A 12,664-nucleotide genomic window follows, 5' to 3' on the forward strand; every position below is an offset into this window, starting at 1 on the left:
TTCACCATACACCCCCCGCTCTATCTCGGTTTCTCTTGAGCGGAACCGGAAAAACCTATCACAGACGTGAAGAGCGAACAAGAAAGAGCAATGCGACGAAGGTCGCCGGCTATGGGTTCTTCCTGACCTGCCACGCGAGCTGGGTCAGCGCTGCGCCGACGCTGATCAGCTGGATTCCGAGCAGCAACCCGACAAGCCAGAGTGCAGTGACCGGAAGGCTGGCCCAGAGGATGAGGGAAAGCACTATTCCGACAAGCCCACTCGCCAGCAGCCAGCCCCAGTTGGGGAACGGCCGGATGGTAAGGGCGAAGACGACTTTCGAAATGCCCTCGATCATGAAGAAGACAATCAGCAGCAGCGTGACTGTCAGCAGTCCCTGCGCCGGGTCGCGCAGGAAAAGAAAGCCTATGAGCAGGGCAAGGATGACCGAAACGAGCTGAAGCCAGAAGTGTGGCACGTGCCTTGCTCCCAGGAGGCTGATGCCCTGCGCTATGCCGCTGATGATCAGCAGCCAGCCCAGCAGGATGACGACGGCCACCGATGAAAGAACCGGATAGATGATCGCCAGGACGCCCGCTGCAACGAGCACGATCCCCTGGATGAGATACCACAATGAATACCGCTTGACCGTTTCCCGCATTGCCTGGCGGAAGACTTCTGCAGCTGCATCCAACGACATGGCCATGATGCTTCTCCACTTGCTTGGCGTCCAAGCAAACATGAATACGCGCACTCATAACGTGCAAGTACGTAACTGTAACAACCGTTACCGACGCCAAAGCCGGTCCTGATCATTTGTATTTTTACAACACTGTTGCGTGCTATTCTCTATGCAATGGTTGAGAACGGCACGCGGAGAGAGGCGATGGACCAAAAATCAAAGCCTACATGCCATATCGTCAAGCCACATCACACCTATGCCGGCAAGCAGGGGTTCGACTATTTTGCCGGCATTGCGGCGCAGACGGTTGGTTCAACGGGTATCTGCATGCATATCCTGACGATTCCGCCCGGTATGCGCGCAAGGGCGCATCTGCATGAAGCCCATGAAACGGCGATCTACATGCTCTCGGGCGAGGCCCATACCTGGTACGGAGATCAACTCGAGGAGCATGTGGTGGTCCATGCCGGCGAGCTCTTCTACATTCCGGCTGGCGTTCCGCATCTGCCGGCCAATCTCAGCAGCACGCCCTGTACGGCGGTCATAGCGCGCACGGACCCGAATGAGCAGGAAAGTGTCGTGCTGCTGCCGGAACTGGATGCCCTGGTCCCGCGTTAAGTCTCTGGCAGCCAATATTTTTTACCATCCGATTGATTGGCCGCCGCGAGGCACCACATTATTGTTAAGTAGGTTGTATAATGGCTGCTGGGGGAGTTGGTCTCAAGCGAGGGGCGCGCTTTTTACAGTAGGGATCGGAGCGGCGAGATGGGCTCGATTGTCGGGAAGCTGACTTGGTTGATTGAAACGGCAGCATGGCGCAAACGGCCCCTTGGACTTTGTGCATTGGCCGCGGCGTTGGCAATGCCGATGGCGTTTTCCGGCGGCCCTGCCACGGCGGCGGATTGCGGCAGCAGTGCAGCGCCCGGCCTGGATTGGCGTGACTGCAGCAAGCGCAGCATCGTCATTCCCGGCAGTGATCTCCAGGGAGCAGATCTGTTCAGCACCGATTTTACGATGACTGATCTCAGCGGCTCCAATCTGACAGGAGCAAATCTCGAAAAGGCCAGCCTGATGCGTGCATCGCTTGCCGGTGCTCAGGCTGGAAAAGCGAACTTCTCCAGGATCGAGGCTTATCGGACCAATTTTTCGGGCATTTCCGCCGAAGGCGCGTCCTTTGCTGCTGCCGAACTGCAGCGCGCAGACTTCACTGGTGCGAAGCTCACGGGAGGCAATTTTGAAAAGGCCGAACTCGGGCGTGCCAATTTCGACAATGCAGTCTTGACCGGGGCCAAATTTTCATTTGCCAACCTTTCGCGTGCCGACCTCAGCAGCGCGACCTTTGAAGGCCCTATCGTGCTTGATCATGCCTTCATGTTTCTGACCAGAATCGAGGGATTGGACCTGTCGGCGGCAACGGGGCTCGAACAGGCCCAGGTCAATCTCGCCTGCGGCAATGAGCAAACCAAATTGCCTGCGGGATTGGCTGCCCCGGACGGCTGGCCCTGCGCAGCCGATTGATTGTCCCGCGCATAATGCATTCGTCTGCGAATTAATGCGGACATCTCGCAACATCCTGATTTGTAAGGTACGCTGCAGCATCCTTGTCGCAGCGAAACAGAGATCGCTGCAGTAGGGAGTGGGGCCGGACGAATTTCTCCCCCGGATTGGCTTTTTGTCGTTGGGCTCACATGCAGAGGGTCTGATATGCGAACATGACACGCGCGCAGCAGGTTGGCGTACTGATAGGTCTGGCGATTGTGGCGGCTCTCACATTTTTGCGTGCGAGTGACCCGCCTTTGCTGAGGCAGGCCCGCGATGTAACCTTTGACGAATATCAGCGCATCGCTCCGCGAACATTCGAGAACCTGCCCGTCCGTGTTGTTGACATCGATGAGGCATCGCTGCGGGAACTCGGGCAGTGGCCGTGGCCTCGGGACCGGATTGCAACACTGGTCAATCGGCTCTCCGAGATGGGCGCTTCGGCAATTGCATTCGATATTCTCTTCGCCGAGCCTGACCGCTTGTCGCCGCGTTCGGTCGTTCGCGATGTTCCAGGGATCGATCCGGCGGTGCTTGGCAAGCTGCCGGACAATGACGAGATTTTCGCCGAAGCAATCGCGGGGCGACCCGTGGTCCTGGGTTTCGGTTTGTCGAACGAAGGCGATTACCGGCCGCCGGTAAAGGCAGGGTTCGCATTCACCGGAGAGGATCCGGCCGGCGCACCGCCGCGGATGCGGGGTGCAACGCCGCTGCGGCCGCAGCTCGAAGCCAATGCCACCGGCATCGGCCATATCAGTCTCAATCCGGGAGCGGCGTCGACCGTTGTCCGGGCCGTTCCACTTTTCCTGAGTGATGGCACGCAGCTTTTCCCCAACCTCGCCCTTGAGGCGCTGCGCGTGGCGCAAGGCGCGTCCACTTACATCGTCGCGGGCGCCACGAATGTGCCGAACACCATGACGCACGTCAAAATCGGCGATTTCATCATCCCGGTCACGGCATCCGGAGAATTGTGGCTCTATGTCAGCCCTGACAAGGCCGAGAGATACATTTCCGCCAAGAATGTGCTTGCAAGCGAAGGTCCTTCGCCTGAAACCGCCGCTGCCGTTGAAGGCAGTATCGTGTTCATAGGTACATCCGCTGCGGGACTGCAGGATATCCGCACGACGGCGCTGGGACAGAATGTGCCAGGTGTCTCCTTGCATGCACAGACAGTCGAGCAGGTGCTCTCGGGCCGTTTTCTCGCACGGCCGGATTGGGCCGACGGCTTCGAAATTCTTGCCATCGCGGTAGCAGGCACCTTCCTCGTGCTGGTGACGACGTTCGTCAGCCCAGCCGTCGCCCTGGCTTGCGGTCTCCTGATAACCATGTTCGCCCTCGGTGCATCATGGCTCGCCTTCTTCTATGGCGGGCTGCTTTTCGACCCGTTGGCGCCCATAGTTGCCGGATCCATCACGCATTTTGGTGCGACGGCCTTCCGTTTCCTGGTGATCGACAGGGAGCGGCGGGAAGTCAGGCGCGCTTTCGGCCATTATCTGTCGCCCTCTCTGTTGTACCGTATCGAACACACGCCAAACGCCCTGCAACTTGGCGGCGATGATCGCGAGCTGACGATGATGTTCGTCGATGTACGCAACTTCACGCAGATCAGCGAACGTCTGACGCCTGCCGAAGTCGTCAGGTTCTTGAACACGTTGCTGGATGCACTGAGCCATCATGTCATAGCCAACGAAGGCACACTCGACAAGTTCATCGGCGACTCGATCATGGCGTTCTGGAATGCGCCGATTGACGTTGCCAATCACGCCGAGAAAGCTGTCCACGCGGCGCTTGCCATGCGCGAAACGCTCGTCCGTCTCAATGCCGAAGACGCATTCGGGTTCGGTGCCGAGCAAAAAGTCGGCATAGGCATCGGCATCCATACAGGCCTTGCATGTGTTGGCAACATGGGGGCCGAGACCCGCTTCAATTATTCGGCCGTTGGCGATGCCGTCAACATCGCGGCACGGATTGAATCCTCATGCAAGGAAATCAGCTACGACATACTTGTATCAGAGACCACTGCAAACCTGCTGCCGGGCTGGGCGCTGCTCGAGGCTGGCGCACTCGGTCTGAAAGGAAAGAGCACCCGCACCCGGCTTTTCGCTGTCGTGGGGGATACGGGTCTGGCGACGTCCTCCGAATTTGCGGACCTGCAACGGGTTCATGGCGAATTGGTCGATGCATTGCGTTCGCGGTCGCCTGCTGCCCGCAGGATTGTCAACGCTGCCAAGTTGCAGGCGGCGGGGCTGGCGGCCGGGCTACCCGAATTCTATCGCCGGATCGGCCGCCGTGCCGACCATTTCGTCGACGAGCCTGCGGGCAGGGGTGATCGTTCCGTCGGGTGACGAGGTTCCGCCAGCGCAAGTATTCCCGTCAGCCCGTAATCAATCAGCGCCTGTCGCGGCGGTCCCAGCCCCCGAAACCATGGCGTTCATGATCACGGTCTCTGTCTCCGTCATGACTATGATGATGACCATGGTGATGTCCATGCTTGCCGGGCTTATGCGGTTTGTCGGGCTTGTGCGGCTTGTCCGGCTTTGGCTTATCCGGAGGCACCGGCGCTTCTGGTTCCGCCTGCGGGGTAGGCGCGGCTGCAAGCGGTGCAGCAGCAGGCGGTGCAGGGGCAGGAGGTGCCGGCGGATCCGGTGGGGCAGGTGGTGCCGGACGTTCGGGGGCAGCCCTTTGCTGAATACGATCCTTCTGGATGTCGACGGACGCTAGGCCACAGCCTCCCACACCCACATTCCCCAATCCACCCGTCAGCTGCTGGGTACCGGAAAGGAATGGCAGGGACCGCTGGTTGCCAAGTGTTCTCAAGACGTCGCGCGTGACCCTTTTGGGGTCCGTTATCGCGCCTCCCGGCTTTGCAATCACGCAGTCGCACCGCCGCGTCAACTGCTTGCAGCCACCCGCGCCGCAGAACGATACCCTTCCGCTCAGAAGCACCACGGCAGTCGTTCCGTCCGGTCTGATTGAAACATCAAAGGCAGTGCCGCGCACACCGATCGTTCCCGCCGGTGTCAGTATCTCATAGGCGCTGGATTTCGAATTGCCGCTGATCCAGCGAAACGTTCCCTTTGCAGCCTTGATCGAGAGCCGCTTTACCGATGAGCTGTCATCGTAAACGAACTTGTCGATGGTTACCGATGAACCCCATCCCACGGCAAGCTTGGTGCCGTCCTGAAACACGAACTGACCTAACCCCGATTGGGATGTCTTGATCTGTTCGTTGCGATGCACCTTGTCCTTGACCTCGAGCGGGCCACCAGCACCCCTGACTTCGGTTCTGATCAGCAAAGCTTCGCCGACTGGCTCAGCGGCCATGACCGGCATGGAAAGTGTGATACTCAGCGCCGCCGCAACGGCGCCACGCAAACCCCACATGGCACCCTCCTAAACCGCGCACTCTATCATGCGAAGGCAGTTTGGTCTTTTCATACAAATTGGTTAGATTTTCCCTCGCTTCATGAGGGGATTCAGAGCGTTTGCCTGCGGTTTGCTCAGGCAATGAGCACGATGCCTGTGATTGTAAGTGCGATCATCCAGATCAGGTCGAAATTGATCCATCCTCGCCGCAGGAATGAGAGACCGAGCCACCCATAGACCGTAACCGCGATCACCAGGATCACGGCAAGCATGGCGGCCATATGCGTCCCGATCGCGGCCAGCGCTATCGGCAGCGAACCTGCCGCGGTCAACTCCTGCGCCGGCGTTTGCGCGAGGCAAAGCGGGATCACGACAGGCACCAGCATCAATCCGGCTCCGTGCGCCGTTGCCATCAGGAACGACCAGATTCCCAGTCCCAACATGCCGGCTGTCATGCCGATCCGGACGCGATGACGGTGGCCATAGGCTGCAAAATACGCCGCCCAGCCCAATAGAAAGATACCGGCGGCGATCTCCAGTACGCGCTGGTCAAAGACAAGGCCAAGCAGCACCACCGCTATTGCCACCACAGCAATCGAGACCGTGTGGCCGATGGCGATCGGGACCAGGGACAGCACCACGATGCTTCGGCTGTTCCTATGCAGGCCCAGCGCAACCGCAAATAGCCAGCCCATGGCCGGATTGAGGCCGTGGAACGCGCCAAGGCCAGCCAGGACCAGCCAGGGCGACATGAGGATCAGCCTGCCGCGTTATCGGATGCGGATGCGCGCATCGTCAGGGATAGCAATAGGAATCGGACGAGCAATCGCCACCCTCCAGGCGCACCTGGTGCGGCCGATGGCCTTTCGGCCAGTCGATGAAGAACTTCTCGTCGAACTTGATGCCGCCATCGGCGCCCACGTCCAGCTTCACCATCCAGCCGTCGAGCCCGTCGGGATAGAACTGGGGATCGATCGGACCGTAGAGTGAGTTGGTGAAATAGACCCGCCTGCCATCCCGGCTGATCTCGACCATCTGCGGGCCGCCATTGAGTGCGCCGTTGGGCGCCTTGGGATGGGTTGCCCGCGATACGATGCCTCCAATGCGGACCCTGCCGGTTTCCTTGGGGCTGAACGGATCGGAGACATCGTACTGGATCATGTCCCCGGTGCCCCAGCAGGAGACGTAGAGGAACCGGTCATCCATCGACAGGTCGATGTCGGTCACAAGCGGCGCAACCGCCTTGAAGCCCTTCAGCACCGGTGGCAGCAAGTCGGGATCGGCCGGTTCGGCCGGGATCTCGATGATTTTCTTCACTGCCCATTTGTTGCCGTCGCGGTACCAGGTCCAGATCGACGATGAGAGATCCTTCAGGCTGATGACACAGCCCACGAAACCATAGGCCATGGTCGGGTTGTGCGCGGGGCGCAACTCGAACACGAGCTGATGCTCTTCGCCAAGATCGATCTCCTGCAGGTGCTTGCGCTTGTGGAGATCCCAGAAATGCAGCCTGCGGCCATATTTGCTCCCCAGCAGGATTTCCGGCACCAGACCGTTCTCGAAAGTATCGGGCGTGCCCCATTCGCTCGTGATCATGGTGTCGTGACCAAGGTGCCACCAGAAATCATAGGCGAGCTTCTGCGGACCGCGATCCATCTCCCATTGGCCGAGCACGTTGAAGCTCTGGGCATCGAGCAGGAAGATGCCACCCGGCGCCTTGCCTTCGGCGTTGCCGAGCGCGTTGACATAAATGCCCTCTGGACCGCAATGGATCGTGTGCAGGCGCGAATAGCCGGCCTTCTCGGCGATCTCCGCCGGCTCGATGACCTTCACGATCTGGGGATTCTTCGGGTCTGGCTTCGTATCGATGATGTGCAGCCTGGAGGATCGCAGACCCGGGACGATGAGGTAGCGGCGTTCCATGTGCGGATGGGGTGCGTTCGGGCACAGGCATGACGAGCATGCATTCCAGCCGAAATGATGCAGTTCGTCACCCACGTTCGGCATGTCGACCTGGCCGACAATGCTCGAATAGGTCGGGGATTTGGGGTCGACATCGACCACCGCGATCGCATCGGGCTTTTTGCGGTCGGGATCGAAGGCTGCCACATAGGCCAGCTTTTCTGCCGGAGCCTTGGCTGCCATTCTCGGCGATGGATAAAATGAAGGATCAGGTTGCCAGGTTGCCATGTAACTCTCCTGTCGATGGATAAACGGAGTGTATGCGCAGTGGTCCCAAATGCTGGTAGCCAGCGATCTTCGCACCTTGGCTTGGCGCTGTCCACTCAAGTGATTTGAAAGGAATCCACCCTATGGCGGCCTACTTCAACTCTATCCAGGTCGGCGCGTGATCGCTCGCGTTCGGACGTGCGCGCTGGTCCCGGTCGACACCGGCGGCACGCAGTCGTTTCGCGACGGACTTGCTCAGAAGCAGGACATCAAGCCGCAAGCCTGCGTCCCTTTCCCAGGCGTTGCGCATATAGTGCCAAAAGGAGAACATTGGCTCGTCCGGATGCAACTTGCGCACGGCATCGGTCCAGCCCTGCTGAAGGACGTGCCGGAATGCTTCCCGGCTCTCGGGCTGCAGCAGCGCATTGTCCAGCCAGGAACGCGTGTTGTAGATGTCGAAATCGGTCGGGACTACGTTCAGATCGCCAGCGAGCACGACGGGGACATCCATGCTCCACAGATCCGCGGTGTGTTTCGCCAGGCGCTTGAACCAGTCGAGCTTGTAGTCGAACTTCGGACCGGGTTGCGGGTTTCCATTGGGCAGGTAGATCGAAGCGATCAGCACGCCGTTGACCGCGGCCTCGATGTACCGGCTCTGGCTGTCGTCAGCGTCGCCCGGCAGGCTGTCGCGCGTCAGGACAGGCTCCATTTCCCTGGCAAGGATGGCAACGCCGTTCCACGACTTCTGCCCCTTCCACACCGCCTCATATCCGGCCGAGCGCAGTTGCGGCGAAGGAAACATCGCGTCGGTACATTTGAGTTCCTGCAGGCAGACGACATCAGGCTTGGCGGTTTTAAGCCAGTGCAGCAGGTTCTCAAGACGCTTGTTTATGTTGTTGATATTGTAGGTCGCTATTTTCACCAGCAGTCCCTTATGACCGGTCGAGATGCCCTGAACGAGACAAAACGATAGCATTCCGGCTTTGTTTCGGCTGGTGCTTTTTGCATGGTGATTGCGCATATGCCGCTATGGCGATGCAGATTGTCGGCTGCGTCGCCGTCGCAGTTGCCTGGACTCTCAGTATTTCGATGGCACGTAAAGTTCCGGCGGAAGGACCTTGCGCTCATAATCGGGATTAAAAACCCGTTCTGGCAGGGTGATTTCCTCGTGCGGAACATCCTCATACGGAATTTGCGTCAGCAGGTGGTCGATACAGTTAAGGCGAGCCCGCTTCTTGTCATTGCCTTCGACGATATACCACGGCGCTTCAGGAATGTTCGTGCGTGCGAACGTCTCCTCCTTGGCCTTGGTATAGTTCTCCCAGCGCACCCGCGACTGCAGGTCCATCGGTGACAGCTTCCACTGTTTCAGCGGATCGTGGATGCGCACCAGAAACCGCATCTGCTGTTCCTCGTCGGTGATCGAGAACCAGTATTTGACCAGCCGGATGCCCGAACGCACGAGCATGCGCTCGAATTCGGGCACGTCATGGAAGAACTGTTGCACCTGGTCTTCCGTCGCAAAGCCCATGACACGTTCGACACCGGAGCGGTTATACCAGGAACGGTCGAAAAGGACGATCTCACCGCCGGCAGGCAGGTGAGGCACGTAACGCTGGAAGTACCATTGGGTCTTCTCCCGGTCCGATGGAGCCGGAAGCGCCACGACTCGCGCGATGCGCGGGTTGAGCCGTTGCGTGATGCGCTTGATAACACCGCCCTTGCCGGCCGAATCGCGGCCTTCGAAGATCACGACGACCTTCTCCTTGTGATAGGCAACCCAGTCCTGCAGCTTGATCAGTTCGGCCTGCAGGGAAAGCAGCGCGCGGAAATACTCGATGCGCGGAATTGAGGGTGGATGGGACTTGCGGTAGATCTTGCGGATTTCCTCGGAAAGCGCCGGCTCGGAGAGTTCAAGCTCATAATCTTCGTCCAGCGTATCGGCCAGTTCGGCCTCCAGCCAGTCAATCTTGTCTTCTGAATTGTTCATTTCGTCTCTCCGAAATTCGCTCGCAACACGCATCCAGGCTGCCGCATCATGCTATTCAAAGACCGCTTATGCCATAACCGCATGAAAGAAATTTGAAGCCGGCAAAACCCTGGGAGTCGATCGGAGCTCAATCATTCCCGTTGAAAAGCCGGTGGCCATCTGGTTACCTGAATTGACGGCCGAATTGGGGGAATCATGCCCTTCCTGATTGCAGGAGGGAAGAGTGGGGGCCAGCCAATGTTTGTGCGGATATTTGCCTTGCTGGGGCTATGCATGGCGCTGAGCGCCTGCGCTTCCGTGGACTATTCCAAACTGCCTCCCGGCACTTTCAGCGGCAGCCTTTTCGTCATGTGGGTCGATGAGGGCGGCTCGAGTGGAGATGGCAATTTCCTGTTTGTTCCCGACCCCGAAGATCCGTTGATCTTCCGGCGCTCCGATCCCCAAAGTGCCGGCGCGGTCATCCGCCCGGGCCTGATGTATACGGACGGCGGCTCAATCCCCAAGATCGCCCAGGTGTTCAAGGGCCTGTCGCCGTGGGGATATGCACCTGCCTACATGATTCACGACTGGATATTCACGGCGCGCCACTGCATCGTCGATGGCGAATCTAATGCTCGCTTCGATCAGGTCCGTGACGTGACGTTCAAGGATTCCGCCGAGATCCTGGGGGAGGCGATTCAGGGACTCATTGCGGACGAGCGTGTTCAGCCCAACGATCTTGCGGGCAACGCCATCACCACTGCGGTTGACAGCGCCATTGCCAGGCGGCTTTGGGATGAGCGCGGCGCCTGCAAGGCGTTGGTCGTCAAACCGGATGACGTTGCAGCAGCCGAAGCCGCCATTCCCGGCTCGTCGCGGGCAATCACCAGACGCAGTTTCCGCCTTCCGCCGGAGACGGCGCCTGTCCCGGCCGAGCGCCGTGCAAAGATCGTGACGCGCGTTACATTCTAGCCGCAGGACATCGTGCGATGAATCCGCTATCTGCGCGCCGGATTCAGTGTAAACTGCAGGCATGAGTGAAGCCGAGCCTTTATTCGCCATGCTGCGCCAATCGGCGCAGGAGAACGTTGTCGACGCCATCGAGCGGCTTGTCCTTGACGCGCCGGACCGCAAGCTCAGCCGTATCAATGCGCTCGCCTTTGCAGCCAGCGAGGGCCTTGACGAGGAAGAGACCGTCGGGGCGTTTCTGCACGCATCACACCTTGGCCTTTTCGAATTGTCTTGGAATGTCCTCTGCCCCGGCTGTGGCGGCGTCCTTGACGCCAATACCTCGTTGAAGACGGTACAAAGCGACGAATATACCTGCGCACTCTGCGCCGCCGGTTATGAGCCAACCCTCGATGAAATGGTGGAAGTGACCTTCACGGTAAGCCCGCGCGTACGTCGTATCGCGGCCCATAATCCGCATGAACTTCCACCCATCGAATATTTCCGCCAGATCTATTGGGGCTCCGGCATCGAGCTCCCGGAAGGCGATTTCGAGGCCAAGGTCGACGAGTTCGTCATGGAATCGCTCGAACTGCCGCCGGGAGAGAAAGCTGTCATTTCGCTGCAACTGCCGGAGGCGTTCGTCATTGTGTTCGAACCGGTGACGCATGCCGCGCAATTCCTGGACGTGAAGGGCGAACCGACCAGGGAGCGTCAAAATCTTTCACTGGTGTTTGATCGGGCCCACCGTCACAGCGAAACGATCAATCTCCGGCCGGGACCTCTGCGCATCCAGTTGGAAAACCACACGACGGTCCGTACGCTGCCATCCGTATGCCTTGCCAATGACGCACTGCACGAGATGCTCGGTCGCCGGCGCCCGTTCCTGACGGCCAAGCGCCTGCTGTCCAACCAGACGTTCCGTAATCTCTATCACACCGACACGATCGATGTGGACCAGCGGTTGAAGATTACCAGCCTCACTTTCCTCTTTACCGACCTGCGTGGATCGACGGAGCTTTACGAACGGGTGGGCGACCTTGCCGCATTCGAACTCGTAAAGACCCATTTCAGCATACTCAACGACATCGTGGGTACCGAGGCAGGCGCTGTCGTGAAGACCATCGGCGATGCCGTCATGGCCACATTCCCGACGCCCGACCGGGCGGTAGTGGCCGCAATGCGAATGCGCGACGCCATGCGCAAGCTCAACACGGAACGCGGCAGCGAGGATCTCCTGTTGAAGATCGGTATTCACGAGGGTCCGTGCATCGCCGTTAACCTGAACGAACGGCAGGATTATTTCGGTCAGACAGTGAACATTGCTTCACGCGTGCAACACCTGGCAACAGCGCGGGAAATCTTTGCCACAGGATCCGTTCTGGGAGACGCGCGTGCCTCGGACCTCCTGTCGAAGCGCGGCGTGACACCGATGTCATACAACGTAACTCTTCGCGGCATCACCGACGAGATCAGCATCTTCACAATTCCCTGAGCGGCGGTCACGTTTGGTCTGCCAGTCCCTTTACTGTGGCACATACCGGGTCACAGACGCATGGATGCGCGCTTTTGATCGCATTCGTCGCACCGGCGTCGAAGCTTCTGGTCATTTTCGACATGACGCCGTTAGGTCGGCAAGAGAGCTGGCAGGAGGCGCCGCCCGGCCGCCCTCAGGGCGATCCATACATGTGGTGGCGTCTTCACAACAATTACGGCCCTGTTGCGGCTCCGAACCCTCCGCGACCGAAGGGAGAGGCATGAGTTTGGCAGGGCCCATGGCCTGTCGATTCGCGCCCATGAATCGACAGACCCGGCGACCTCGGCTCCGACTTTGGGTTATGAGTCCACGACCTAGTTACTGTTACGTACTTCCTTCTAACGGCAACGAAATGCAAGAGTTGGTCGCATGGACCACGCTGAGTTTGTGGCCGGGCCCATGGGGAAACAGTAAGAAATGGACGGCACCACCATACATCCGCTGGCAATCGAGCATATGCCGGCATTCATAACAG

General features: G+C 59.1%; 11 protein-coding genes. 5 read left to right on the top strand and 6 right to left on the bottom strand.

Features of this window, described 5'->3' with window-relative positions:
• Positions 1-109: 109 nt before the first annotated feature.
• Positions 110-685: an HdeD family acid-resistance protein gene (locus K9U38_RS21195; protein WP_224496343.1), complete on the bottom strand. Its 576-nt coding sequence runs from the start codon at positions 683-685 to the stop codon at positions 110-112.
• 180 nt (positions 686-865) lie between these two features.
• Between K9U38_RS21195 and K9U38_RS21200 the strand changes: the two genes are divergently transcribed.
• The 3 genes from K9U38_RS21200 to K9U38_RS21210 all read left to right on the top strand — a co-directional run bounded on the left by K9U38_RS21200 (position 866) and on the right by K9U38_RS21210 (position 4,545).
• Entirely contained in the window at positions 866-1,279 is a 414-nt protein-coding gene (locus tag K9U38_RS21200) for a cupin domain-containing protein (protein ID WP_224496344.1), read from the top strand.
• Between the two features lie 243 nt (positions 1,280-1,522).
• Positions 1,523-2,179, top strand: a complete 657-nt coding sequence (locus tag K9U38_RS21205) for a pentapeptide repeat-containing protein (RefSeq protein WP_224496356.1) — start codon at positions 1,523-1,525, stop codon at positions 2,177-2,179.
• Positions 2,180-2,373: 194 nt separating this feature from the next.
• Complete coding sequence (locus K9U38_RS21210) at positions 2,374-4,545, top strand: CHASE2 domain-containing protein (protein WP_224496345.1); 2,172 nt, start codon at positions 2,374-2,376, stop codon at positions 4,543-4,545.
• A gap of 43 nt (positions 4,546-4,588) precedes the next feature.
• Here K9U38_RS21210 and K9U38_RS21215 read toward each other — a convergent pair whose 3' ends face one another.
• The 5 genes from K9U38_RS21215 to ppk2 form a co-directional block, all read right to left on the bottom strand.
• Positions 4,589-5,584 (bottom strand): FecR family protein, encoded by a 996-nt coding sequence (locus tag K9U38_RS21215; protein ID WP_224496346.1) that lies wholly within the window; start codon positions 5,582-5,584, stop codon positions 4,589-4,591.
• 116 nt (positions 5,585-5,700) lie between these two features.
• On the bottom strand, positions 5,701-6,318 hold the full coding sequence (locus tag K9U38_RS21220) for a hypothetical protein (protein ID WP_224496347.1): 618 nt from the start codon (positions 6,316-6,318) through the stop codon (positions 5,701-5,703).
• Positions 6,319-6,361: 43 nt separating this feature from the next.
• On the bottom strand, positions 6,362-7,756 hold the full coding sequence (locus K9U38_RS21225; protein WP_224496348.1) for a selenium-binding family protein: 1,395 nt from the start codon (positions 7,754-7,756) through the stop codon (positions 6,362-6,364).
• Positions 7,757-7,886: 130 nt separating this feature from the next.
• Positions 7,887-8,711 carry an exodeoxyribonuclease III gene (gene xth / locus K9U38_RS21230; RefSeq protein WP_224496349.1) on the bottom strand — a complete coding sequence of 275 codons (825 nt, stop codon included), beginning with the start codon at positions 8,709-8,711 and terminating at the stop codon, positions 7,887-7,889.
• 102 nt (positions 8,712-8,813) lie between these two features.
• Positions 8,814-9,725, bottom strand: a complete 912-nt coding sequence (gene ppk2 / locus K9U38_RS21235; RefSeq protein WP_224496350.1) for a polyphosphate kinase 2 — start codon at positions 9,723-9,725, stop codon at positions 8,814-8,816.
• 237 nt (positions 9,726-9,962) lie between these two features.
• Between ppk2 and K9U38_RS21240 the strand changes: the two genes are divergently transcribed.
• Both K9U38_RS21240 and K9U38_RS21245 read left to right on the top strand, forming a co-directional pair.
• Complete coding sequence (locus K9U38_RS21240; protein ID WP_224496351.1) at positions 9,963-10,676, top strand: hypothetical protein; 714 nt, start codon at positions 9,963-9,965, stop codon at positions 10,674-10,676.
• Between the two features lie 61 nt (positions 10,677-10,737).
• Positions 10,738-12,147, top strand: a complete 1,410-nt coding sequence (locus tag K9U38_RS21245) for an adenylate/guanylate cyclase domain-containing protein (RefSeq protein WP_224496352.1) — start codon at positions 10,738-10,740, stop codon at positions 12,145-12,147.
• Positions 12,148-12,664 lie beyond the last annotated feature (517 nt).

The sequence above is a fragment of the Phyllobacterium lublinensis genome (assembly GCF_020164435.1).
Classification (GTDB): Bacteria; Pseudomonadota; Alphaproteobacteria; order Rhizobiales; family Rhizobiaceae; genus Phyllobacterium; species Phyllobacterium lublinensis.